This window comes from Ligilactobacillus sp. LYQ60 (assembly GCF_045033015.1).
In the GTDB taxonomy this organism is placed as follows: domain Bacteria; phylum Bacillota; class Bacilli; order Lactobacillales; family Lactobacillaceae; genus Ligilactobacillus.
Genome location: NZ_JBJFZV010000001.1, coordinates 356,675 through 382,222 on the forward strand (window position 1 = coordinate 356,675; position 25,548 = coordinate 382,222).

Here is a 25,548-nt window from a genome sequence, read left to right on the forward strand (position 1 = left end):
TCCCATAAAAAAACAGGCCGCTGTCACTTCTTAATATATGGCTCAGCTAACCTGCTAATTGCTTCGTTAATTTTCTTTGTCTGAATGTCTGTCTTTTCGCCGCCGGCCACGATGCTGGTTAATCTCCATAATAACCGGTAAAATCACTGGGTGCCGGTGGGTTTGCTCGTAAAGATAATGCCCTAATTTTTCGCGAATATCCTGTTTAAGGTGACTCCAATCAAGATTTTTATTATCTAAGTTGGCCTGAACAACTTGGCGAACAAGCGCTATGCTCTTATTAATTAACTCTTTGCTTGCCTTAACATAAACAAACCCCCGCGACGTAATTTGGGGAGAATCAATAATCAGTCGGTGCTTTTGGTCAATTGTAACAACCGCGATAAAGATCCCGTCTTCTGACAAAACTTTCCGGTCCCGCAAAACAATATTTCCAATGTCACCAACACCACTCCCATCAATCATGGTGTCGCCTGCTTCAACTGAGGATGCAACAACAAATTTTCCGCGCTCATACTCAGCAACATCACCACGAGAAAGAATTACTACATGATCCTGTGGTACTCCGATCTCAACCGCACTCCGCGCATTTTCAGCCAATAACCGGTACTCCCCTTGCACAGGGAAAACGTATTTTGGCTTTAACAAATTCATTAATAACTGTAAGTCAGCGCGGGTAGCGTGTCCTGCAGTATTATACTCATCCGCTAACGCAAGCACGTCAGCTCCTGCCCGATAAATCATATCTTTTGTACGGGCCAGCATCGTTTCAACGGCATGGGATGGGGTCGTCGTGATAAAAACAAGGTCCCCTTCGTGTAACCCGATTCGCTTATTTCTACCCTGAGCCATCCGTTGGAGCGACTTCAACGGTTCTCCTGACAATCCAGTTTCCAAAATAACAAGCTGCTGATCATCATATTTATCAATTTCATTGACGTTAATTAATAAATCGTTAACCGGCAGCCGCAACTTTCCGCACCTAATTACCGTTCGAATAATCTCCTCAACCCGGTGACCGGTCAACACAACCTTACGCTCACTTGCAGCTGCCGCGTTGAAAATCTGCTGGATACGCAGAATATTTGATGAAATCGAGGCAACAATAATCCGTCCCTTATGATACTCAAATGGTTCCCGCAGGCGATCATAAACCTCTTGCTCATTCAGCGTCGGCTTAATATTTTCTGCGTTCGCTGAGTCGCTCAATAACGCAAGAACGCCCTCACTACCAATTTCCGCGATTCGGGCAAAATTTGTTTTGTACCCCGCTCCAGCCGCCTGATCAAACCGAAAATCACCAGTGTAGACCACGTTTCCCTGATCAGTCTTAATGGCTACCCCTAAGGATTCCGGAATTGAATGTGTTGTTTGAAAGAATGATACAGTTGCGTTCTCAAAGTCAATCTCAGTTTGATCATCAATCACATGGAAATCATTAAATTTTTTAGCTTTAGCTACACCTTTGCAATATAGCCTAGCAAGGGCAATCGTTAATTCTGACCCGAAAACAGGCACGTTAAACTCACTTACAAAGTACGGCAATGCCCCAATCGCATCAGCATGACCATGCGTTAAAAAGACACCTACAATTCGCTGTGCGTTTTCCCGCAAATAACTAAAATCAGGGATGACACTGTCAATTCCCAGTAAATCTCCCTCGGGATACTTCAAACCACAATCGCAAACGAATAGCTCATTTCCAACCTCAACGGCATACATATTTTTAGCATTTTCACGAACACCGCCAAGTGGAATGATCTTAACCTTGCTCATGGTTCCACCTCACCTTATATCATACTTTATTTCGTTCATTCGATATCTGACTATTAATTATACCACGTTAATTCTGAAACACGAAGTCCTCAAAGAAGCCTATGTCGGATGCTTTCATTATAAAAAGAGCCATGACAAAATTGTCATGGCTCATCCTAACCATAAAAACTGATTAATTACCGCCGTAAACCAAGGCTCTTAATTAATTCACGGTACCGCTGAATATCTGTTTTCCGAAGGTATGCTAACAAGTTCCGCCGGTGACCAATTTTCTTCATTAGTCCCCGCTGAGATGCATAATCCTTCTTATGGTTCCGAATATGCTCGTTCAATTCATTAATATCTGCCGTTAAAACAGCAATTTGAACCTCAGCAGAACCAGTATCGCCCTCATGCCGGGCGTACTTCTTCATAATTTCGTTCTTCTTCTCCTGTGAAATAGCCATAAAGCTGTTCCCACCTTTCTGTATTAGTGAAACCCTTAACCGAGTAAAGCGTCGGTGAGTTAGCGGTAAACTAAGTCAGGGTCTATGCTTTCCGCACTCCATTAGTCTATCGAAAAAAGCTAACCATTGCAAATGATTTTATTAATCTTCATTGAACAATATCTTCTCGGAATAAACATTGCATTACCATGACACCTCTTGTATAATAGTTCCTGTTGAATTTTCATGATATTTATTATCGTAATTATCGCGCAAGCGGAGGTGACACCATGCCAATCATTAAGTCAGCTATTAAGCGGGTTAAGGTAAGCGAACAGGCAAACGCCCGGAATGCACAACAGTTAAGCGCTATGCGGACGGCCGTTAAGAAGTTCGACAAGGCCGTTATGGCAAATGCAGCCAACAAAGATGAACTTTTTAAGGCTGCTGTTTCAGCGGTTGATTCTGCCAAGGCTAAAGGCCTGATTAAGGCAAACAAGGCTGCCCGTGATAAGTCGCGGATGGCTGCTCGCCTTGCAAAGTAACATGGCTATAACTAAAACGGAGATGATTCATCACGAATTGTCTCCGTTATTCATATGACTTAAAAAAGGCTGGAACGTATGAGTTCCAACCTCTTTTTTATTCCTAGATCTTCTAATGCCAAAATAAATGAGCGCAACAAAAGCTCGAAAATTCTCGAATTATATTATATAATTCGGTGGTTTTCAACTTTTGTTACACTCGTTTCCTTCATATACCGTTTATCATTGTCTAATACTCATTTTGCTTGGACAGGAATTACACGCATTAAAAACATTTGAAATAACAATTTTGGATCCTGTTGCGTTGTTTTTAGGCGTTCATCAATTATTAACAGTTCGTGATATCCCTGAACTAATACCTTAAAGTGTAAATGACTAACATGCTGAAGCGCAAGCTTAACTCTATACGGATGAACCTTTAACGTCTTAACAATATTTCCTTGATCATATCCATTTCGTTTAAGAATTGCAACCTGGAGAAGCAGCCGAAACTGTCCAAGTAAAACCGCGTTAATTCGAACGGGTTCTTCCCGGTGGGCAATTAAATTTTGATAAATTTGAAGTGCATTCCCTCCCTGTCCTCGAAGCACCGCATCGGTTAAATCAAAAACATCCTCTTCAAGGTTAGCAGGAATCATCCCCACAACATCATTTCGAGTAATTATCCCATCATTACTCTGTGCAAGCAAAGCCAACTTAGTAAGACTGGCCATTACCGCCGCAAGTTCATTTCCGACTCGGTTCATAAATAATTGTCTAACTTGTTGATCAGCAAATGCCGCATTGGTTTGCTTGAGATGAGCATCGATTCGTTGACGCAAGGCTTCCGCACTTAACTGCTCAGTTTCAACAACAACCGCCGCTTTTTTCAAAGTCTTAACAACTTTTTTACGTCCATCAAGCTTAGACGCCGGAACGAAAAGGACGAGCACTGATGTTGGTTCGGGGTTAATAACATAATCCCTTAATTCAGTTACGTTGTGCTCAACCTTTGATTTTACCCCATTAGTAGCCAAAAAATCCGCTCGGTTAGCAATAATTACCCGCCGTTCACCCATAAAAGGTAAGTCACGGGCGGCAGCAACCGCATCTTCAATTGGCGTTGTCGCCATATCATACTGTGCTAGGTTAAACCCCTGCTCCTCGGTAGGAATTAGGGAAGCAAACAGCTGATGAATCTCATCAATCTGATATTGCTCATTACCAGTAATGAGGTACACCGGCGCTACGGTTCCACTTTTAATATTTTTTTGTAATTGTTCGCTATCCACAAATTCCCCTCCTTCGAGTAACTACCGTTTTAAATTTTACCCTGTTTAACCATCGCCATTCAAGCTTTACCATGCCATCATGACTTGTCATAAAGACTGGTACCTGATGCTGCGCTAACGTTTTAAAGGTTACTGGTGCGGGATGACCGTACCGGTTGTTTTTACCAACTGAAATAACCGCTAACCGCGGATGGGTTTGGGTAACCAACTTTGGACTGGTTGCCGTTTTACTTCCATGATGCCCACACTTCAAAACATCGATTTGTAAATTCGGATAAGTTTGGATAATTTTTTGTTCTTGCGATTGTTCTAAATCACCACTAAACCAACACTTTATTCCGTGAAAATTAGTTATTACCGTGACTGACGACGAATTGTCCCCATTGCTTTGAGTAGGAGGCCATAAAACCGTCATACCACACAACTGTGAAGCGTTACGCGTTGTTAAGGGGATCAGTTGAGTGGAATTAAGTGTAGCCTGTTGTACTTCCACTTTAAAACGGCGTTGTCGTTCCATACCCGCAGGAACAAAAAGCCGACGAACTTTAATTCGGTGACTTAACGCCGGAAAATTACCAATATGATCCGTATCCTTATGCGTTAAAATCAATTGATCAATCTGATTAATCCCCCGACTTAGTAGGTAGTCACCCACAGCCTGAATTTCTGGTGTTCCCTGACGATAATGGCGCCCCCCAATTCGGCCACCAGTATCAATCATCGTAATGTTATGGCTGGTTTCACTTCTAATTAAACTACAATCTCCCTGACCAACATCAAAATAAACGATTTCATCTGATAAAGGGGCCCTGATAACTAGCCATTGGATTAATAGGCAACTTCCAAGAAGCACGTACCGCCACCAACGTTCAGGCGGCCACCGCAAACAACCAATTATCCACCCAACACAAAATATTACTGCTGGTCGCCCGACCGTAATGATAGTTGAAAGCGTACTAAGAAAACCAATTCCAGCGGTAATCAACCTTAAAATTTCAACGGCAACGCCTTGCAAGCCAGGAAAGACTACTCCTAATACCGTTACCGGAACAATAATCACATTAAAAACAATCGTTCCAATAATAGCAAGCGGGACCGTTAATAGATTGAATTGAAAGGTATGCCATAAGATTAGTGGTAACCCTAAGATATTAAGGGCCATATTTAATCGAAATACCTTCAAGTGTAACTCAGCAAAAATAATTAGTCCCAACGTTAACAGGTAGCTTAATTGTACCCCCATTTGAAAAATAGCCGCTGGTGACCACAATACATTTCCAGCTAGCACTACTGCCCAGCTTTCAATTCCATTAAACACGCGCCGGCCTTTCCAATAAACAATATCCATCAAGAAAACCATGAGCCCCGCTCGGACTAATCCAGGACTACTACCACCGATTACCACCCACAGGGGTAGTCCTCCAATAAAAAACCACCTTTCCCACTGAGATGTTCCCCCTAATAATCGGACTAATCGGCTAACTAACCACCGAATCAAAAAAACATGGTATCCTGACAAACAGAACAAGTACAACATCCCTAATTGCCGCACTTGATTCGTTAATTCGGTATTTTCAAGCTTCCCTGTCAATAACGCCAGTGCAAACCATCTAAGTGGCTCATTAAGACAGCTACAATACCTAATTAATGCTCCCCGAAACGCTTTAACGTAATCTACGCCTATTTTCAAAGGAGTAGGAATAAAACGACACCTATTAATTTTAAGGTCATTCACAATTCCCCGCGCTTGCGCTTCAAGGCGCCAATCATGTTGGGCTTCGTTAGTTGGTACCGCAATTGCTTGAACCGTTCCATCAAAAACAACAGTGTATTTTTTATCAGTGGAAATATTATGACATTGTTGACTAACCCTTCCCTTGATGCGCTGATGTCCTTCTTGCCACCATCCCGTAAAGGTAATCACCCTCCCCATCTGAGTGATTTCATCGCCCGATACAACGACATGGTTTTGTATTATATTATGCGGATTTGTCATTCGCATCAGTTGATGGTGGTGTAATCGCTGATTAATAACAATACTCCCAATAACAAGGCATCCTACTGACCAAAACAATATACCTGAACGCCGCATAAACAGAATTCGAACCTGCCATAACCCCAAAAAAGCTAATCCTAACCAAGACCATCGCACTAGTATCCAGGCTAGGAGGACAATATCAACACAACTGACTAATATAAAGCGTTGCGCATGATAATTAATCGGTTAATCCTTTATCCGCCAATACAGTTTCCAAATAGTGCATATCTACTTGAACCTGATTAACGGCAACCTTTTTTAAGGATAAAAGTCGCATTGCATATGGGTCGTTATGGTAGTTTCGCAGATAGAAGATTCTGTTAATTCCCGCTTGCAACAACATCTTTGTACACTGAAGACACGGAAAATCAGTTACGTAAATGTCAGCACCATCAGTACGTACACCAAATTTAGCACACTGAAGTACGGCGTTCATTTCCGCATGAATAGTCCGCTGACAGTGACCATCAACAAGGTAACAATCGTCGTCAATGCAGTGTGTATCTCCCACGACCGAACCATTATAACCGCCGGCAATAATTCGGTGATCACGAACTAAAATTGCTCCTACAGATAATCGCTTACATGTGCTCCTAGACGATAGCAAAACAGCTTGCAACATAAAGTATTGGTCCCACGGAATTCGTTTTACCATCATTGATCGCTCCTTCATAATCTTCTTGGTGCTAGTATACACCCTGCTGGAATTGTTTAACCCTCCACCGTAAGTCGTGGCGCTAATGCACTAATTGATTTAGGGCCAAATCCTCCAACACGCTGAAGATCACTAACCTTAGCAAATGGCCCGTGTTCTTCCCGAAATTGGACAATTTTTTGTGCCTTCTTTGTTCCAATTCCATCAACTGTCATTAACTGCTCAGCAGTCGCGCTATTTAAATTAACTGGTGCTGTTTCGCTAGTGGAATTCGTAGTTGCCAAATCACCTCCGACAGGACTACTCTTTTCACCCTTTCGGGGAACATACACCATCATCTGGTCACTGATTTTCTTCGCGAGGTTAACGCGAACGCTATCTGCCTGGCCATTCATCCCACCAGCCCGTGCAATTGCATTTACTACCCGTTGCCCACTCGTAAGCCGAACAACGCCCGGGGAATTAACCGCTCCCTCAACATCAACAAAACAATCCAACCGTTTTTTTAATACGTGGGAACGACCAAGCATTTCTTTAGTTGATTCTTTGGTTGCTGCTAATGGTTCAGGTGATCCCTTTTTGATTTCACTGTTCCACTTTACAACTCCCAACAAAGCTATCACAATAACAAGAAAAAGAGTAAATATAACTAAACGAAAACGCTCAAAAAAATCAATAAGTCGTTCCCATAATTCCATCATTCATCATCACCCCCTCACCTTATAACTAGGAATAAAAATACGGAATCTCACCAATTAAGGTGAAATTCCGTATTTTTTAGTGGCGATTCAAATAACGGATAGCATCCCGAACATTTCTAACCGGGACAATCTTCATCGGGGTTTGAATTTTACGAGCCATCGCTCGTGCTTCCTGGTAGTTATTCTGAACATGGGGATCAATCCGTTTTACTACCGCCGGCGTCGGATTATTAGGAACAAAGAAAATTTGCGCTCCTGCGCGGCTTGCCGCAACAACTTTTTTGTCAACACCACCAATGTCGCCAACCGCCCCGCTCGCGGTAATTGTCCCGGTTCCGGCAATTCGTCGGCCCTTCGTTAGGTCTTTTCCTGTTAACTGCTGATACATTTCAAGGGTTAACATCATCCCCGCTGATGGCCCCCCAATGCGTCCCATATCAGCTTTGATTTTAACAGGAGTTCGGACCGTTGAGCGGTTAGCTAGTTCAATCCCAAGCCCCGTCCTAGAAGTCCCCGGAAGCTTAATAACCGGTCCGGTTACCCGATGTTTTTGTCCGTTTCGCAGGTATGTAATTGTTACTCGTTGGCCAACCCGCTGGTTTCCTAAAACCCGTTGGAATGCCGTTGCGTTGGAGTAGTGCCGCCCGTTAACAGCGGTAACTGTATCTCCCACCCGGAGTTTCCCGTTAAACTTAGACTGCTTCATCACCTGCATTACGTAAATTCCAATGTATCGTTGCCGTACTGGAAGATGAGCAAGCCGCAATGATACGTACTTCGCCTCATTCACAGCATCACTCATATAATACTGCTGTACCCGGTTAAACTGCGCATTATTGTTTCCAGCAAGAACACTTTGACTAGTATCCCGCTCAGCAAAAGGTGAAAAATAACTCAGTGTATAAGTCATTGGCGTAGCCCGGATCATACTTACATACACAAGCATTAACGCGCCGTGAGGCTGTTTCTTGTGATTGTCAACGTGGACGTACTGGGCAATATTTTGCGCTGCTCCCGGAAACTCAATGTATCGGGGAACCGGAGCTACCAAAAAAATGATTGCCATTGTAATAGCACAGATCCACGTAAAAACATTGCGCCGCCGTTTAATTTGTTCGTTCATTATCACGCATCCTTCCTAAGGCTTCCACAACAACCGGAGGAACCAATCCCTTAGGATCACCCCCAAACCGAATGATCTCACGAACTGCGCTTGACGAAACAAACGTTAGTTGTGGTTTACTTGGAAGCAAAACCGTTTCAATTGTGGGATCAAGGTGGTAATTGACCGCTGCTAAATTTCGTTCAAATTCATCGTCTTGCGTATTCCGAATTCCCCGAACAATTACCTGCGCGCCAACTTTCCGGGCAAAGGCAACCGTTAATGCATCCGTTGCGGTAACCGTTACGTTAGGTAGTACTGCTATCGCTTTTTCTATCAGTGCAACCCGCTGCGCAACGGAAAGCCATCCGTGCTTATCAGGATTATCGGCTACCACCACAACAACCGAAGAAAAAAGATGGCTTGCCCGCGTAATTAAATCAACATGCCCCACCGTAATGGGGTCAAAGCTTCCTGGAAAAAGCGCTTGCATGACTATTCCTCCCCAAACCGGTAAATCGTTACCTGCGTTATTCCGTAATTAGCACGCTTGACGCCCGTGAACCCGGCAAACCAGAGAGGTAAATGTGCTTCCTGGTTTGTTTCACACACAATCGTTGCTGCCCGTGAGAGAAGGTGCCCGTCCTGCAGCTGCATCATCATCTTAACGATTTGTTGCTGCTTATACGGCGGATCAAAAAAAACCAAATCAAACTGTTTATTTTTCCGCGCCAAAACCTGAATTGCACGAACAGCATCATTTTTATATACATTAAACCGTTCCGGATGCTTCGTCACGGCAACGTTATCCCTAATCGTTTTAATCGCCTGGTATTGATGATCAATCAACGTGGCTGTCGTGATTCCACGGGAAACGGCTTCAATACTTAATCCCCCGCTTCCAGCGAATAAATCCAACGATTGTCCCCCGTTAAAATACGGTCCGATCATATTGAACATTGCTTCCTTAACCTTATCGGTAGTTGGCCGCGTCTTCATTCCAGGAACAGCCTTCAATCGTCTACCACCATATTCACCCGCAATAATTCGCACTACTGATCCCTCCCCCGTTGTTCTGTTGGCCAAAATGTTACCGGAGCAAGGGGATTTTCTTCCCCATCAACCAACGCTGCACGGAGTTCATGCTGAACGGATAACTGAATCCGCCGCACAAACCGTTGTTTCTTTAACCGGCTAACGGTTTGATCAATTTGGTCCTGATTAATATATAGAACCGCATAATGCATCCGCGGAGAAACGTAGTGCACAGTCCCAAAGCGTCGCAACTGCCGCACCTGGCGCATCCCCCGAAAATATACAATTATCCCCTGCCGTTGTGGAACCGAAAGTGTCATACAATCGTCTCCTTCTTTATTCTTAACTTCTATTTGATATACCGGGCAAGATCCACCTCGTTATCACGCCGTTCATTTGCAGAAATATTCATTACCATTCCCAGAGCCATTGATAGAACTAACATACTCGATCCTCCATACGAAACAAACGGTAACGTTACCCCCGTAATTGGAAGTAAGCCGTTAACCGCGCCAACGTTAAACAGAGTTTCGACGAGCATAAACATTCCAACCCCGTAACAGAACAACGTGTTATATCTAGTCTTTGATCGAATTCCAATTAAAAAGATCCGGGCAATAATCCACGCAAGTAGTCCTAAAACAACTAGTACACCAACTGCGCCAAGCTCTTCAGCAATCACCGCAAGAATAAAATCGGTGTGTGGTTCAGGAAGATATCCCCGTTTTTGAATTCCATTTCCAAGACCTAACCCAAACATTCCTCCGTTACTGATTGCATACAAGGAATTAACAAGTTGCTTTCCACTACTCTGAATCAACTTAAACGGCGTAAACTGTGCCTGAAAACGGGCTGCAACGTAGCCAATTTTAGGAATTGATTTAATAATTCGAACAAACCAATCAAACCGGAAAAGCTGCATTCCAACAAACATTAACGCTAAAATACCACCTAATACTTTAAGCCCTCGCTTAGAGTCACTCAAACTGGCACTATAAATTGTAATTACAATCATAAAGTTAATGATTGTCCCCCCAAAATCAGGCTCAATCAAAATTACCAGCAAGAGTAGTCCTACCTTTAAGTATAACCGGCGCATATTAACTGGCTCTAACCCGAGCTGTAGTTTCTTCTGGCGTTTAGTAAACCAATAAGATAAGTACATGATAAGGTAAAGCTTACATAGTTCAGAGGGCTGAATATTAATAATCCCCAAATTAATCCAACCGTTTGCTCCGTTAACCGCCCGTGATAAAATCTTAGCAAACAGTAACAGCCCAAGTACTAGCCAGTACCCAATATTAACCATCTTCTGATTAACCCAAAAGCGGGGATTTAAATGGACCATTAACGCAAGTAAAAGAACACCCATCACAACGTAAATCAACTGCTTATCCATGTATGTTGTCGTTGCCAATCCCATGTAGGTCAAGTCAACCGAACTGGCAGAATAAACCATAATGACCCCGATTAAACACAAAATAATATATGGAATAAACAAATAATAATCAAAATACTGAAATTTAGCCCGAATATTGGACCGCATTGTTTCAAAGTTGTTCATGTTTGGCTCAACTCTCTTTAGTTATCCTAGTTCAGCAGTCCAATGACCGCCACTCCCGCTAATTATAGCATACAGAATCGTTTCACCAACTACCGCTCATCAGATGAGACAAAATATCAATAACTATTCCCGCTCATCACGCCCGCTGATTGGGGGCCTTGCTTTTGCATAATAACTATTCAAACAATGCAGCCAGAGTGAAAGCAGCAAACCGAACAAATCACAAAAGGTCGATAAGATGGATGACAAACTTTCCCCAACCTACTTGGGATTACGGAAAGAACAAGGAGGCTGCGCCTTCTGTCACAGCCTCCTTTTCCAGTAAATTTACTGATTATTTTTTATCGCTCGTCGCCTTCTTAGCCTGCTTAGCGGCCTTTTCCCGCATATTTGTCTGCAGGATCTTTTTGCGGAGCCGAATGCTTTCCGGTGTAATTTCAAGCAGTTCGTCTTCGTTCAAGAATTCGAGAGATTCTTCCAGTGAAAGGTGGGTCGGCTTCTTAATCGTAGCCGTCTGATCCTTGGCAGCCGCCCGGACATTCGTTAGATTCTTCCCCTTGGTAATATTGACAGAAATATCCCGCTCCCGGGAAGATTCCCCCACAATCATTCCTTCATAAACTTCCGTCCCTGGGTCGACAAAAATTGTTCCCCGGCCTTCAACCCCCATAATTGCGTAGGTTGTGGCCTTTCCTTGATTAATTGAAACCAAGGCACCGTTCCGCCGCCCAGGTTCCCAGTTACGGATAACCGGTTTGTACTCGGAGAATGTATGATTATAAATTCCATAACCCCGTGTCATCGACAAAAACTGAGAGTCGTACCCAATTAACCCCCGGGTTGGCGCGGTAAACTCAATCCGCGTTGTCCCGTTAGCACCGGTTTCCATGTTAGTCATTTCGCCCTTCCGCTGGGCCATTGAATCAATCACAGAACCAGAATACTCATCCGGCGTGTCAATCGTAACACTCTCGAACGGCTCACATAACTGACCGTCGATCTTCCGGTAAATAACCTTTGGCCGGGAAACAGCAAGCTCAAACCCTTCACGCCGAAGCGTTTCAATTAAAATTGACAGGTGGAGTTCTCCACGACCAGAAACTATCCACTCGTCCGGCTGTTCCGTGTCCTCAACGCGCAAAGAAACATCCGTTTGGAGCTGCAACTTCAGCCGGTCTTCCAACTTCCGGCCCGTAACGTTTTCCCCTTCGCGCCCAACAAACGGTGAATCATTTGTCTTGAAAGTCATCTGTAGTGTTGGTGGGTCAATTCGAAGAACCGGAAGTGCCTCAGGATGATCGACCGGGCAAACCGTCTCCCCTACGAAAATATCATCCATCCCAGAGACAGCGATTAAATCGCCGGCCTTCGCTTCGTTGATTTCCAACCGTTTTAGCCCAAAGAATCCGAATAATTTCGTAACCCGGAAGTTCTGCTGGGTTCCATCCAATTTCATCACCGTAACCTGGTCTCCAACCTTAATCTTGCCGCGAAAAACCCGGCCAATACCAACCCGGCCCACAAAATCATTGTAATCTAACATTGCAACTTGAAACTGCAGTGGTTCGTCAGAATTGTCAACCGGTGCCGGAATTGTGTCCAAAATTGTATCAAAAATCGGGTCCATAGTGTGTTTTTGCGTCGATGGATCCGGATCCATCGAGGTCGTCCCGTTAACAGCCGAAGCGTAGATCACCGGGAACTCTAACTGGTCCTCATCCGCCCCAAGTTCAATGAACAAGTCAAGCACCTCATCAACAACTTCCTCTGGTCGAGCTCCTTCCCGATCGATCTTATTAATAACAACAATTGGCGTTAAGTGCTGTTCAAGGGCCTTCTTCAGTACAAACCGGGTCTGTGGCATTGTTCCTTCGAAGGCATCAACAACCAGTAAAACCCCATCAACCATTTTCATGATCCGCTCAACTTCACCACCAAAGTCAGCGTGCCCTGGAGTATCAAGAATGTTAATCTGCTTATCCTTGTACTTAACGGCCGTGTTCTTGGAAAGAATCGTAATCCCGCGCTCTTTTTCAAGTGCGTTAGAGTCAAGGGCCCGATCACCGATTTCCGTGTGTTCATCTAACGTGTCGGACTGCTTCAACATCTCATTAACAAGCGTCGTCTTCCCGTGGTCAACGTGGGCAATAATGGCGACGTTCCGAATATCATCACGTAACTTCAAGCTTGCTCTTCCTTTCGTTTTTAATGACGTATTTACGTCATAACATCTCAGTTTAATTTTACATTGTCCGTTCGTCGGACTCAATACATAGTGAGCGTTTTTATTAAAAAACGGGGACTATTCCCCGTACATTATTCGTTGAATTGCCGGCCATGCCGCCGGTGTCGTTACTGCCAAAGAAATTGCTTCTAATTTTGCTGGCCTGTTATCAAGCAATCCCACCTGCAGACCAGCTCCCATCGCTAGTGCCACTCCCGGTAAAAAATCCCACGGTTTAAGCTTAGCCATGTATAAGATACACCGCCCCGTCAACAGATGGATAAAACTAATCCCCGCACTGCCAAACACCCGCAATCCAGAACTCGCGTTAATTATCGCTTTGCTGTGCGCGTAATCATTCAAGATAAACCTGTTACTAACCTGAACTAACCCATCTTTGAGGGAAACATTTTCTGGGGCAGCTAATTGCTGCTTATTACGGTAAACGGCCTTTCCTGGGCCTCCCCAAAACAATTCGTTTCGGGGAACATCAAGGATGTACCCCCGCACAAGCCGACCATTAACGAAGAGTGCAATCATCGTTGCAAAGTCTGTCCGCTGCCGGACAAAGTTCATCGTTCCGTCAATCGGATCAATAACCCATAGCATTCCCTGTCCTGGTACCAGTGCTGGGTGATGCTGAGCCTCCTCCCCGAGGATCACGGATGCCGGAAAGGTTGCCTTAATCCGCTGATAGTAAAACTGCTCCACCTGCCGGTCCATGTTAGTTACTAGGTCATTCCGACTGGTCTTAGTCGTAACGGTCAGTGTACACTGCATCCCCGTAAGGATTATTTCCCGTGCCCGTTGCATCCAAGAATAAACAAGTTCATCAATTTTTGCCAACTCCATCCTAGTCAACCCCGATACTTAATTCTTTTCGTTGTTTGCTGCTGCGCATCCTTAACCGCCCGGTAGATGCTGTAACCCGCTTCCTGTTGAAACGCCCGGTCAAGCTGTTTCTGGGCCATAATTGTTGGCTCAACTCTACGAAAAGCAGCATATGCTACCAAAAAGTCTTCCCGGTTAACACCGCGTTCATAGTACTGCTCCACCAAAGCGTAAAAATTAGTTACCGTAATTACTTCGGCAGTCGTCCATTCCGGAAAAAGCGGGTAATTTACAACCATGCGTTTACTCATTCATCCCACCTACCTTTGCGTGTATGCCACGATTGCCTGGGTAACAACCGCCTTAATTCGAGCCAACTGTTGCTCCTCATCAGCCGTCATTGCTGGGATTGTAAACGTCGTAATTCCGTTTTGCCCTAATAAAACCGGCGTACTAATTGCACTTGGGGTTGGGGTAATCTCTTCAATGTGGGTAACTGGTGCAATGACAGCGCGCCCAAGAACGAGGGCATTTAGCACAAGCTGAAGTCCCCGAATTTCGGCAATCACGTGGGCTGACTGGGCCAAACTTTGGGAGCGCTGACTAATTGACGCTAACTGATCCGCATTAAAAACTGCATTATCACCATCCACGAAGGACTGCAATGGCACCCCCGAAATCTGGGTCTGGCTCCAACAAATGAACGGATTAGATGTTATGCCATACACGTTGACCGTAATACTCCGGGGCTCAATTCGAAACCGTTTACTGAGGAGCTGCTTAACAATTAACGACTCCGGAAGGGTGCCAATTCCAATAATATTTTCCGGCCGTAAACCCGAAAAGTGCTGCGCTAAATAGACAGGCAAGTAATCATTATTAAACGCTAAGCATACCTTTCCCTTAAAGCCCGCAGCCATCGCCGCATTAAGAATTTGCTGTAACCACGCGATGTTCGTTGTTTCATCAGCATCATTCGTTGGGGGAGCAATTAACAAAACCTCGTAATCGGCATACGCTGGTGCTGCATTTTTATCAAGCACAAACCGGTTGGCAAAAAGGGTATCACTTAGCAACGCATCAACGGTTGCCGCGTTAACCAGTCCATCTGTGGGGAGAAACCACGTACAGTTGTACCGGAGGTCACTTTGAATGCATGAACGAACAAACGCTGTCGTCACCGCATCGCCACCACAAATTAACACCTTATTTGTCATAATCATCCCTCCTCCCATCAAAACTTCTCGCCTCATTATAACATAGCCGGTTTCCCCCTCTTAAAGTCCTATTTATGGTAAAATGCACGTGAAGAATACTGGAGGGATTACCATGATTACAATGGATACCATTATTCGGGAAGGTAACCCATTGCTCCGCGCCCGCGCGGCCCGGCTTACCTTTCCGCTTAAGGAAGATGAGCGTCAACTTGCTCACGACCTAATGAAATTTTTAGAAAATAGCCAGGATGAAGAGATTGCTAAGAAATATCGGCTTCGTGCCGGAGTGGGGCTTGCCGCTCCACAGGTGGCCGTTTCAAAGCGAATGACCGCTGTCCTTGTTCCCGGGAAAGAACCAGATAAACCCGCTTTCAAACACGTTCTCGTCAACCCTACCATCCTCAGCGAATCTGTTCAGTTAGCAGCCCTTGCTGAAGGCGAAGGCTGTCTTTCGGTTGACCGCGACGTCCCTGGATACGTTCCCCGGCATGCCAGAATCAAGCTTCGCTGGTTTGATCTTGATGGCGAAGAACACGTTGTGCGTCTTCGAAACTACCCAGCAATCGTTGTGCAACACGAAATTGATCATCTTAACGGAATTCTGTTCTTTGACCACATTAACAAGGACAACCCGTTTACCGCTCCTGAAGGAACCCTATTACTTGAATAACACACGCCCCCAATCCCGGATAAATAAGTCTAGGGTTTGGGGGCGTCTCATTATCAATAATTGTTTCATCCTCACGCACTAATGTTCAACCCGGTTAACATCGTCGAGGTATTCCTTTGTCTGCCGGTTAACCACATACGCCACATCAACGTGCAACTCTCCTTTAAGCAACCACATATCAGAAATGACAAATACTGGCATTCCTTGAAAGCCTTCAAGTTGTTGCTGGTAAGCGTACGTGGTTAAAGCGCATGTTAGTTGCCGCCGAAGTTCAGGGAGTTTTATCTCCTTTCCCCCCTGCCATTCAAAAACAAATTCAAATAACATCACGGCTGTTCCCCATACCGCAGTTGTTGTAGAATCAACCTCCCGCAGCCCCCGCAATTGTGGAAAACGAGCTAAAACATTCGTAAGTGCCCCGGTTACAATCTGCTGACTAACAATCCGTAGATGGCGTGACCTCCTGCTTTCCTGGATTTTTTTAATACCAATAAATATCCCTGCTCCACCTAAAACCACAACTATTCCCGCCAAAAGCCATCCCATCTTCCTCACTCCATTCGTTTTAATTAGTTTCATTATAGTCCTTTCTATACTTATCCGTTTGGGTATGCTAGAATAGAAGCTAATAATCATGTTCGGAAACACAATTTAATTACAAGGAGACGATTTAAATGGTTTTTAAGATTTATTACCAGCCAACTAAGACGCAAAATCCTAAACGGGAAAACACCCGTTCCATGTACGTTGAGGCTGATTCAAAGGTTGCCGTAATGAACGCCGTTGAACATCAAACGAACTACAACATTGAACAGGTTGAGGCGCTTGATGACGCAACCCTTGAATACGAAAAACAAAATCCTGATTTTAAGCTTACGGAGTTTAACAAATAATGCGTAAACTTAAGGTAAAGAGCGACGAAGTTGCCGTTTTCGCGATCGGCGGGTTGGGCGAAATTGGGAAAAACATGTATGTCGTCCAATACCAGGATGAAATTATCGTGGTTGATGCCGGGATTAAGTTTCCGGAAGATGATTTACTCGGGATCGATTATGTAATTTCAGACTACCAATACTTGGTCGCTAATAAGGATAAAATTAAGGCTCTTGTCATTACCCACGGTCATGAAGATCATATTGGAGGGATTCCTTACCTTCTGAAGCAGGTTAACGTTCCGATTTATGCTGGTCCCCTTCCCCTTGCCTTGATTAAAAGCAAGCTAGAAGAACATGGCTTAACCCGGACAACGAAGCTGCATGAAATCGACGAAGACACGGAGTTGAAGTTTGGTAAAACTAGCGTTACGTTTTTCCGGACAACTCACTCTATTCCCGATACTTTAGGGGTTGCGGTGCACACTCCTTCCGGAACCATTGTGGTTACGGGAGATTATAAATTCGACCTGACTCCAATTACCAAACAACCGCCGAACCTGCAGCGAATGGCGAAGTTGGGAGAAGAAGGGGTGCTATGTCTGCTGTCTGATAGTACTAACGCCGAAATTCCAAACTTCACCAAGTCAGAACGATGGGTCGGTAAATCCATCCGCCATATCTTTGAAACGGTAACCGGGCGGATTATTTTCGCAACGTTTGCCTCAAACATTGCCCGTATTCAGCAGGCTGCGGATGCAGCGGTAAACAGAGGACGAAAGATTGCCGTCTTTGGTCGGAGCATGGAGGCGGCCATCGTAAATGGTCGTGAACTTGGCTACCTGAACATTCCCGATGATGCACTAGTTGAACCCCAAGAAATCAACCACCTTCCGGCAGAAAAGGTTATGATTCTTTGCACCGGGTCACAGGGTGAGCCAATGGCTGCGCTCAGTCGAATTGCCAACGGGACCCACAGGCAAGTATCGATTCAACCGGATGATACCGTGGTCTTCTCTAGTTCACCAATTCCAGGAAACACACTGAGTGTAAACCGGGTAATCAACGAACTCGAAGCCGCAGGGGCAACCGTTATTCACGGGAAGATAAACAATATTCACGCCTCTGGGCACGGTGGACAGGAAGAACAAAAACTGATGCTTCGGTTAATGAAACCTAAGTTTTTCATGCCCGTTCACGGTGAATACCGGATGTTAAAGATTCACACCGAACTTGCTCAACAGTGCGATGTTCCCGAAGAAAATACGTTTATTATGCGTAACGGGGACGTTCTAGCGTTAACCGCAAATTCAGCCCGTCGTGCTGGCCATATTAGTGCTGGTGATGTGTATGTTGATGGTTCAGGAATTGGTGACATCGGGAATGTTGTTTTGCGGGACCGTAAAATTCTCTCGGAGGACGGGTTAGTGGTCGTTGTCGCTACCCTTGATATGAAAAACCATCGTGTTCTGGCGGGGCCTGACCTTCTTTCGCGAGGATTTATTTACATGCGTGAGTCTGGCGAGCTAATCACTGCTGGCCGACGCAGAATTTACCGGACAATTAAGCGCTCCTTTAAGGGCGAAAACGTTACGGTTAATGCGCTGAAAAACGCCATTACAGCTGACCTTCAATCGTTCTTATACAACAAAACAGGGCGCCACCCGATGGTACTCCCAATGCTTGTAACCATTTAATTGCAAGTTAAATGTTCTGGGGTTAGAGGAAAAGCTCTAACCTCTTTTTTTGAATAAAATGATTTTTAGACAATAAGCGTGGTGAAAGTACGTAAACTTCCATCACGCTTATCTTTTATTATGCGAACCTATTACTAATTAACCGTCTTTACCGTTTGGGGAGTAATTCCCTCCATGCCAATCATTGGATCAATCGTTTCATTTGTGATCAATGCTGTTGTTAGTGTAAACGCCGCCTCTGCGGTCTGTTCTGCTTCTGTTTGTTGCTTATCAACAGGCTGAAAATCCTGCCGCGGCTCCTCCTCTCCCTGGAGATATGCGTGCAACCGGTCCGGAAGTGCCGTTAACCGGTCCAGCCCAGGATTAACCACGCTTTCATGAAAAGCCTGGGGGTCACCAAGTAAAATTAATTTCTGTTTTGCCCGGGTAACCGCAGTGTACAGTAGGTTCCGCGCAAGCATTCGGTGAAACTGGCGAACCAACGGCATAATGATAACCGGAAACTCACTTCCCTGCGCCTTATGAATCGACATACAGTACGCCAATTGAAGGTGGTGCCAATCTTCCCGTCCAAGTTCAACCTCCCGGCCGTCGAAGTTAATGGTCATTACAGCTCCTTGTTTTTTCTTCGCATCCGCTGCTATTAAACTAATGATTGTTCCAATATCGCCGTTATAAATTTCCTTATCCGGATTATTAACTTGGTACAATACGCGGTCCCCAATTCTAAGCTCCTGGTCATTTACCACCACGTTTTTTTGCTCCGGATGTTGTGGATTAAGCATTTCTTGAAGAGCATGATTAATGGCAATAATCCCTGCTGGCCCCCGGTACATGGGGGCTAAAACCTGAATATCATCCGCAACAATTCCTTTTTGAAGGGCAATTGCCACAACTTGTGTAATTAACGGCGTTACCTGGTTGGCCGAACACACAGTAAACGACCGGTCCTGCTGCTTACTTAAAAAATCAGCGGGAAGCCGCCCGGCCTGAATCTCATGCGCAAGCGTAACAATTGCTGACCCCGCTTGTTGCCGAAAAATTCTGTGTAATTCTGCCCGCGGAATTTCCGCATTTGCGAGGAGGTCATTAAAAACCTGTCCCGGGCCAACGGACGGTAACTGATCCTTGTCACCAACAAAAAGTACCTGCATGTTATTCGGAATACTTTTTACCAACAATCGCATCAATTCCGTATCAACCATTGATGTCTCATCAATAATTAACAATGCCCCGCTTAATTCCTCCACCTCTTCTGGAAGCCGGCTTCCCCGCCCGGTAATCCCTAACAAGTGGTGGATTGTACAAGCATGCAAATGGGTGGCTTCACTTAAACGGTTAGCCGCCCGGCCAGTTGGCGCCGCAAGTAAAATTGGACTAGGCCGTCCCGGTTTTGCATCCAAATCGTCCGGGTCAAGGTCATGAATCATCGCAAAAAGGGTTAAATAACCATTAATGATCGTGGTTTTCCCGGTTCCAGGACCGCCAGTAAGGATAAAGCATTGATGTTGAATTGCCTCCTTAATCGCGACCCGCTGATCATCACTGTATTCAATCTCAAGGTGGCGCTCCACTCGGTTAAGCTTCTGGTCAATTCCGGTCACCTTTTTCGGACGCTGATCAAGCAACCGTTTAAACTGCGCAGCAATCTCAACTTCCGCATCGTAAAGCTGCCGCATAAAAACCCGCCCCTGCTTATCGAGGACAACGTGTTCTGCCTTAATTAACTCCTGAAGGTGCACAGCTAATTTTTGCTCCTCGACGACACCCCCTAACAACTGTTGGGTTGTGATAATCAATTTCCGATCATCAACGTAGGTGTCTCCGTTTACCGCTGCGAGTTCCAACTGGTTAAACAATGCCCCCCGTAACCGGGACGGATTATCCGGTGCCATTCCAAGCTGAGGGGCTAAGGAATCAATTCGCCGAAAACTAACATCGGGGACTTCGATTGCAATCCGGTAAGGATCATCATGAAGAATATCCATGGTTGCTTCCCGAAAATGGTCATAAATTTTGCTAGCTAAACGCCCAGAAAAGCCGTAATTATTAAGCTCAATAACAGCCTGTTCAGCACCATTGTTCCGACGAAGCGTTTTCATCAGCGTTTTCTTTTGCTTTGCAGTTAATCCTAACCGGTTTGCTTGTTCCGGATCTTCCATTAAAACGTTAACCGCATCTGCTCCCAAAACCTTTACAATCCGAGCAGCTGTTTTCCGTCCAATTCCCGGAAAATCTTCTCCCGCTAGATAATCGATTACCCCCGCTTCGCTAGTTGGTGCCGTAGCGGTAACCATTTGCGCCCGAAACTGCTGACCGTACTTCGGGTGAGCGACCAGCTCGCCACTAAACTGATACGTTGCGCCTTGCTGGATAGTCGGCATATCCCCAACAACAGTTAACTCATCGTCATCCCATTTGAAATCTGTGTCAGTCACCGCTACCGCAATTACCTTATAAAATGAATCCGGTGCTGCGAAAATAATATGGGTGATTTTCCCCGTCAGAATGTGCATCCCCTGGTTTTCGCTACTCATCGTTCTTCTCCTGTTGGTGACGAACCGTCTGTTGCATAAATTTTTGGGTATCCGCTAAGCGGGCCTGCATCCGCTCATAAAATGCTGAATTCTGCCGCTTAACAAAGGCAAAGTCTGCTGCCGGATCCTTTCCCTGAACCGTTAAGACAACTCCCCGCTGAAACCGTGCCTGTAAATCCTGCCCATTAACCGTTAATGCTTTCGTATAGTAACTATACGCCTTTTCAAAGTTTCCCAGCGCCATAAAAATATTTCCCATCAATGTCAGGGGGGCACTGTCCCGTTTTAGCTGTTCGCTCGCAGTCAATGCAAATACAAGCGCCTGTTGATATTTCTTTTGAGCATAATATGTTTGGGCAATCATCATGTATGCTTGTCCCTTTAAATATTCATCCCGAACCTGCTGAAACTCTCCGAGAGCTTCTTGGTATAAACCACTAGCGTAATAAACGTTACCTAACCCGTAACGTAGTAAACTTTCAGCATGGTTATCACCGTTAAAATGGCTTAACGCCCGTTTTAACAGTTCCTCTGCCTGCGGATAACTCTGTTGTTCCGTAAGGGCTATCCCTAATTCATAGTACCGCTCAACCTCATCTGGATGTGCATCCACCGCAGCTACCAGTTGTTTAATGGCTTGTTGAATTTGGGCCTGTCTTTCTTTCCGTTCTCCCATAAAATTACCCCTTACACGGTATCACTTTCATCAATTTGCCGGTGTAAATAGCTAGTTTCATTAAAGGCGATGCACTTAAAATGTGCTCCCTTATCGCTCGTTTCGAAAATCGAAGTGCTTGTATTAACTAGGCCTCCCCGTTGACGCAGGTCCGCTAAGGAATAACCTAACAAGTGGCCTAACTCCGCACACAATACCCCCCCGTGAGTAACCACTAAGATGTTTCCCGTAGGAAATTTGCGGGCAATGGCCTGTAACCGGGGAGTCACCCGGTTGATTACGTCCACGTATGATTCCCCACCAATTCGCTCGGTTCGGTACTGATCAGGATGATGGCGGAACGCATTACATTCTTGCGGATACTTCGCTGCTGCCGCCTCAAATGTCATTCCTTCAAGTTTTCCCAAATTAAATTCTTTAAAGGCATCATCAACCGTTAAGGGAATCGTTGTCCCTAAATCGTCGATTAAAATGCGTGCGGTTGTTCTTGTCCTGGAAAGTGGGCTAACGTACGCGTGATCGAAGTGAACGCCCTTTAAGTAGTCAGCTAATTCCTGAATTGCTGTAATGCTTTCAGGGAGTAACGGGGAATCACCCCCAGCTCCCTGGTACCGCCGTTCAAGGTTCCATTGTGTCTTTCCGTGCCGAATAAAATAAAACTTTGTCATACTCTCTCTTCCTTCCGCTTTCATTATCACACATTGCCTGAACTAAAAAAAGCCGGACTTAATCCAGCTTTTCAATACTTCGTTCTTCCCGGCCGCACCTAAATTCCGTGACCTAAAGCCCTTATTAATGGGATTTGTTTCCTTACACATACTGGCGTAATTCACCCTTCCAGTATGCATGATCAATCGTTCCACTTCCCAGACACTCCTCGCCATCATAAAAAACAACTTCCTGCCCAGGGGTGACCGCTCGTGTTGGTTTATCAAATAACACATCAACCTTTGTGCGGTCAGTATTAAAGCGCACGGTTACCCCATCATCTTTCTGGCGATACCTGATTTTAGCTGTACAGTGAAATTCATCCCCACGGTTATCAATCGGCGCAATAAAATTTAACTTCGATGCATCTAATTCATCGGCAAACAATCCTTCGTTATCGTAGCCCTGTCCAACATACAAAATGTTTTTGCTAAGGTCCTTTCCAACGACAAACCACGGTTCGTTACTTGTTCCGTTTCCGCCAATTCCAAGCCCCCGCCGTTGGCCAATCGTATAGTTCATTAACCCGTGGTGTTCCCCCTTTACCTCACCGTCAAAGGTCATAATCTTTCCCGGTTGGGCTGGTAAAAACTCACTTAGAAACTTGCCAAAGTTTCGTTCCCCAATGAAACATACTCCAGTTGAATCTTTTTTATGGGCAGTCGCAAGCCCCGCCTCTTCCGCAATTTGCCGAACTTTGCTCTTTAGCATCCCGCCGATCGGAAAGAGCGCCCGCTCAAGATGGTGCTGTGTTAATTGACTCAAAAAGTAGGTTTGATCCTTGTTCGGATCAGTCCCCCGTAAGAGGTGCACCGTTCCGTTCGCATCCCGCCGAGTTTGCGCGTAATGCCCCATTGCGATGTAATCGGCGTCAAGCTTCAGGGCATAATCTAAAAACGCGTTAAACTTAATCTCTGGGTTACACATTACATCCGGATTAGGGGTCCGCCCTCGTTTGTATTCATCTAAGAAATATGTGAATACCCGGTCCCAGTATTCCTTCTCAAAATTAACCGAGTAGTACGGAACTCCGATTTTATTAGCGACTTTTGCGACGTCTTCATAATCCTCTGTTGCCGTACATACACCGCTATCCTTCTTTTCATCCCAGTTTTTCATAAAAACCCCCACTACGTCGTAGCCCTCCTGTTTTAACAGGTACGCAACAACGGAGGAGTCCACCCCGCCACTCATACCAACAACCACGCGAGTATGCTGCTTATCCTTCATCTCTCATCACCATCATTTCGTTAAATTCTGAATCAACGGATTGAAGGTCACGTAATTCAGTCTTCCTAATCATAGCACGCTGGCATGTAACTTACTAATTAAAAGAGAAGGTGCCCAAACAAAGAAAACGGACGCAATGAAAACAGTAAACCAAACGCCCCATGAATATCGCCGAGACGGTTTACGATTTTTCATTCAGCCCGTTTATGTTGGCACCCAATAATGCGGAAATAGTAAGGAAAAGATTCCTTATATTACAATTTCCTTACCTGCTAACATTTAGTTAACGCTCCGCGGTCAATTAATTCCTGCAACGTAAAATTTAACTGCTCGAGTTCGGTTGCATACTTCTCAGGTTGCTTAAAAATATTAACCGTTTGCATTTCATTAGCAGTAACTACCGCCATCTTAAACCCAGTTAAATCTTGATTAACGGTAATTTTAAGCCGCACACTCCGGTTATCAGCTTCATCCGGATTAAGTTTCTGGTTAAGTTGAAACCGACCTGCTTTGGTTGAAACAAACCCAGTATCCCGCAAAGTATACTTCTTAATCGTTGTTGCTAACCCAAATCGGCGTGAATCACCCTTTAATTGAACCTGGTTTTCATATGTCATTTTATTTATCCCCTTTTCATTCGGTTAATAATCCGCGCTAATTCTTGGACAACCGTGCTAATCTCTGCTTCCGTGTTCATCGGGCCGAAACTAAAACGGATCGTTTCGCTTATCCGCGGTGAATCACCATACATTGCCCGTAAAACATGGGATGGTTCTAACGAACCCGCCGTACAAGCTGACCCTGCGGCCACCGCAATTCCAGCCAAATCAAGGTTGGTAATCAATGCATCATTGGGAATCCCCTTGAACCAGATACTTAATACGTGGGGCAAATAATCCACACCAAGCCCCCCATTAATTTCAAAGTCAAGCCCTGCTTCCGTCATTTTATCAATAAGGAATTCCTTTAGGGCCTGCTCATGTTCCCGTCGAGCACGTTTAGTGGTCGAATCAAGCAGTGCAACCGCCTTTGCAAATCCTGCGATTGCCGGAATGTTTTCCGTTCCCGCGCGCCGGTCTAGTTCCTGCTCGCCCCCCTTAATTAAAGGCGGGAAGTTTAAGCCCGTACGCCGATACAAAAAGCCCATGAATTTAGGCCCGTTAAGTTTATGCGCCGAAGTTGCTAGCAAGTCAATGTGATCACGTTGAACGTCAATATCGAGTAATCCGTACGCCTGTACCGCGTCCGTATGAAACCACGCATTGGTTGGCGCTACGAGTTCGCCAATTTCATGAATCGGCATTCGGGCCCCCACCTCATTATTCCCCGTCATTATGGAAACAAGGATTGTATCATCCCGCAACGCCGCCTTTAAATCATTAATCCGAACCATTCCGCGTCCATCAACCGGAAGGTATGTTACTTCAAACCCGTGACGTTCCAAGTACTGCATCGGTTTTAAAACCGCTTCGTGTTCAACCGCAGTTGTAATGATATGCCGTCCTTCACTTTGACGAGCAAGTGCCGTTTGAAGAATTGCAGTGTTATCGCTTTCGGTCCCACCACTCGTAAAAACAATTTCATCATCCTGAGCAGCATTAACTGACTGTGCAATAGTATGCCGACTGTCATCAAGAATAGCGCGGGCTTCGCGCCCAAACGAATTAACGCTGGATGCATTTCCAAAAATTGTTTTCATCACCGTTGTCATCTGGTCAATCACTGCTGGATCCATGGGCGTAGTGGCCGCATTATCCAGATAAATTCGCTCCAT

The 25,548-nt window shown here is 45.1% G+C and carries 26 protein-coding genes; 4 read left to right on the forward strand and 22 right to left on the reverse strand.

Annotated elements, in window-relative coordinates; all coding sequences use genetic code 11:
• Positions 1–66: 66 nt before the first annotated feature.
• Positions 67–1,776, reverse strand: a complete 1,710-nt coding sequence (locus tag ACI3EZ_RS01705; protein ID WP_405023878.1) for a ribonuclease J — start codon at positions 1,774–1,776, stop codon at positions 67–69.
• A 176-nt stretch (positions 1,777–1,952) separates the two neighbouring features.
• The gene (gene rpsO, locus ACI3EZ_RS01710) at positions 1,953–2,222 is read right to left on the reverse strand and encodes a 30S ribosomal protein S15 (protein WP_283581541.1); all 270 of its coding nucleotides are present in this window, start codon (positions 2,220–2,222) and stop codon (positions 1,953–1,955) included.
• Between the two features lie 269 nt (positions 2,223–2,491).
• Between rpsO and rpsT the strand changes: the two genes are divergently transcribed.
• A complete protein-coding gene (rpsT, locus tag ACI3EZ_RS01715) occupies positions 2,492–2,746 on the forward strand; it encodes a 30S ribosomal protein S20 (RefSeq protein WP_405023879.1) in 255 nt (84 codons plus the stop codon).
• Positions 2,747–2,982: 236 nt separating this feature from the next.
• Here rpsT and holA read toward each other — a convergent pair whose 3' ends face one another.
• The 13 genes from holA to ACI3EZ_RS01780 form a co-directional block, all read right to left on the reverse strand.
• Entirely contained in the window at positions 2,983–4,017 is a 1,035-nt protein-coding gene (gene holA, locus ACI3EZ_RS01720; RefSeq protein ID WP_405025325.1) for a DNA polymerase III subunit delta, read from the reverse strand.
• Entirely contained in the window at positions 4,010–6,139 is a 2,130-nt protein-coding gene (locus ACI3EZ_RS01725; protein WP_405025326.1) for a ComEC/Rec2 family competence protein, read from the reverse strand. Before ACI3EZ_RS01725 ends, holA begins: the two co-directional genes overlap by 8 nt.
• Positions 6,140–6,233: 94 nt before the next feature.
• Complete coding sequence (locus ACI3EZ_RS01730) at positions 6,234–6,713, reverse strand: ComE operon protein 2 (protein ID WP_405023882.1); 480 nt, start codon at positions 6,711–6,713, stop codon at positions 6,234–6,236.
• A 53-nt stretch (positions 6,714–6,766) separates the two neighbouring features.
• Positions 6,767–7,411 (reverse strand): helix-hairpin-helix domain-containing protein, encoded by a 645-nt coding sequence (locus tag ACI3EZ_RS01735; protein WP_405023883.1) that lies wholly within the window; start codon positions 7,409–7,411, stop codon positions 6,767–6,769.
• Positions 7,412–7,487: 76 nt separating this feature from the next.
• A complete protein-coding gene (locus tag ACI3EZ_RS01740) occupies positions 7,488–8,534 on the reverse strand; it encodes a SepM family pheromone-processing serine protease (RefSeq protein WP_405023884.1) in 1,047 nt (348 codons plus the stop codon).
• Positions 8,518–9,006 carry a pantetheine-phosphate adenylyltransferase gene (coaD, locus tag ACI3EZ_RS01745; protein WP_405025327.1) on the reverse strand — a complete coding sequence of 163 codons (489 nt, stop codon included), beginning with the start codon at positions 9,004–9,006 and terminating at the stop codon, positions 8,518–8,520. The genes ACI3EZ_RS01740 and coaD overlap by 17 nt, the downstream gene beginning before the upstream one ends.
• A gap of 2 nt (positions 9,007–9,008) precedes the next feature.
• Positions 9,009–9,566, reverse strand: a complete 558-nt coding sequence (gene rsmD / locus ACI3EZ_RS01750) for a 16S rRNA (guanine(966)-N(2))-methyltransferase RsmD (protein WP_405023886.1) — start codon at positions 9,564–9,566, stop codon at positions 9,009–9,011.
• Complete coding sequence (locus ACI3EZ_RS01755) at positions 9,566–9,868, reverse strand: YlbG family protein (protein WP_405023887.1); 303 nt, start codon at positions 9,866–9,868, stop codon at positions 9,566–9,568. Before ACI3EZ_RS01755 ends, rsmD begins: the two co-directional genes overlap by 1 nt.
• Positions 9,869–9,897: 29 nt before the next feature.
• Positions 9,898–11,094, reverse strand: a complete 1,197-nt coding sequence (locus ACI3EZ_RS01760; RefSeq protein WP_405025459.1) for an FtsW/RodA/SpoVE family cell cycle protein — start codon at positions 11,092–11,094, stop codon at positions 9,898–9,900.
• A gap of 352 nt (positions 11,095–11,446) precedes the next feature.
• Positions 11,447–13,297, reverse strand: coding sequence for a translational GTPase TypA (typA, locus tag ACI3EZ_RS01765; protein WP_405023889.1), 1,851 nt, complete (start codon positions 13,295–13,297; stop codon positions 11,447–11,449).
• A gap of 117 nt (positions 13,298–13,414) precedes the next feature.
• A complete protein-coding gene (locus ACI3EZ_RS01770; RefSeq protein ID WP_405025328.1) occupies positions 13,415–14,188 on the reverse strand; it encodes an inositol monophosphatase family protein in 774 nt (257 codons plus the stop codon).
• A 5-nt stretch (positions 14,189–14,193) separates the two neighbouring features.
• Positions 14,194–14,478 (reverse strand): UPF0223 family protein, encoded by a 285-nt coding sequence (locus ACI3EZ_RS01775; RefSeq protein ID WP_405023891.1) that lies wholly within the window; start codon positions 14,476–14,478, stop codon positions 14,194–14,196.
• Positions 14,479–14,487: 9 nt separating this feature from the next.
• Positions 14,488–15,384 carry a hypothetical protein gene (locus ACI3EZ_RS01780; protein WP_405025329.1) on the reverse strand — a complete coding sequence of 299 codons (897 nt, stop codon included), beginning with the start codon at positions 15,382–15,384 and terminating at the stop codon, positions 14,488–14,490.
• Between the two features lie 112 nt (positions 15,385–15,496).
• Between ACI3EZ_RS01780 and def the strand changes: the two genes are divergently transcribed.
• Positions 15,497–16,054 carry a peptide deformylase gene (gene def, locus ACI3EZ_RS01785; RefSeq protein ID WP_405023893.1) on the forward strand — a complete coding sequence of 186 codons (558 nt, stop codon included), beginning with the start codon at positions 15,497–15,499 and terminating at the stop codon, positions 16,052–16,054.
• 78 nt (positions 16,055–16,132) lie between these two features.
• On the opposite strand, the gene ACI3EZ_RS01790 is transcribed toward def, so the two are convergent.
• Complete coding sequence (locus tag ACI3EZ_RS01790; RefSeq protein WP_405023894.1) at positions 16,133–16,633, reverse strand: hypothetical protein; 501 nt, start codon at positions 16,631–16,633, stop codon at positions 16,133–16,135.
• Positions 16,634–16,728: 95 nt separating this feature from the next.
• On the opposite strand from ACI3EZ_RS01790, the gene ACI3EZ_RS01795 reads away from it, so the two are divergent.
• Together ACI3EZ_RS01795 and rnjA are read left to right on the forward strand one after the other, a co-directional pair.
• Positions 16,729–16,947: a DNA-directed RNA polymerase subunit epsilon gene (locus ACI3EZ_RS01795; RefSeq protein WP_405023895.1), complete on the forward strand. Its 219-nt coding sequence runs from the start codon at positions 16,729–16,731 to the stop codon at positions 16,945–16,947.
• Positions 16,947–18,623 (forward strand): ribonuclease J1, encoded by a 1,677-nt coding sequence (rnjA, locus tag ACI3EZ_RS01800; RefSeq protein ID WP_405023896.1) that lies wholly within the window; start codon positions 16,947–16,949, stop codon positions 18,621–18,623. Before ACI3EZ_RS01795 ends, rnjA begins: the two co-directional genes overlap by 1 nt.
• Positions 18,624–18,757: 134 nt before the next feature.
• Here the strand turns inward: rnjA and ACI3EZ_RS01805 are convergent, their stop codons facing one another.
• The 6 genes from ACI3EZ_RS01805 to ACI3EZ_RS01830 all read right to left on the reverse strand — a co-directional run bounded on the left by ACI3EZ_RS01805 (position 18,758) and on the right by ACI3EZ_RS01830 (position 25,548).
• Positions 18,758–21,160, reverse strand: coding sequence for an ATP-dependent RecD-like DNA helicase (locus ACI3EZ_RS01805; RefSeq protein ID WP_405025330.1), 2,403 nt, complete (start codon positions 21,158–21,160; stop codon positions 18,758–18,760).
• The gene (locus tag ACI3EZ_RS01810) at positions 21,153–21,836 is read right to left on the reverse strand and encodes a tetratricopeptide repeat protein (RefSeq protein WP_405025331.1); all 684 of its coding nucleotides are present in this window, start codon (positions 21,834–21,836) and stop codon (positions 21,153–21,155) included. Before ACI3EZ_RS01810 ends, ACI3EZ_RS01805 begins: the two co-directional genes overlap by 8 nt.
• An 11-nt stretch (positions 21,837–21,847) precedes the next feature.
• Positions 21,848–22,504, reverse strand: coding sequence for a histidine phosphatase family protein (locus tag ACI3EZ_RS01815; RefSeq protein WP_405023899.1), 657 nt, complete (start codon positions 22,502–22,504; stop codon positions 21,848–21,850).
• 142 nt (positions 22,505–22,646) lie between these two features.
• The gene (gene mnmA, locus ACI3EZ_RS01820) at positions 22,647–23,774 is read right to left on the reverse strand and encodes a tRNA 2-thiouridine(34) synthase MnmA (RefSeq protein WP_405025332.1); all 1,128 of its coding nucleotides are present in this window, start codon (positions 23,772–23,774) and stop codon (positions 22,647–22,649) included.
• Positions 23,775–24,046: 272 nt separating this feature from the next.
• Entirely contained in the window at positions 24,047–24,391 is a 345-nt protein-coding gene (locus ACI3EZ_RS01825; protein WP_405023901.1) for a cysteine desulfurase, read from the reverse strand.
• A 5-nt stretch (positions 24,392–24,396) separates the two neighbouring features.
• Positions 24,397–25,548, reverse strand: a complete 1,152-nt coding sequence (locus ACI3EZ_RS01830; protein ID WP_405025333.1) for a cysteine desulfurase family protein — start codon at positions 25,546–25,548, stop codon at positions 24,397–24,399.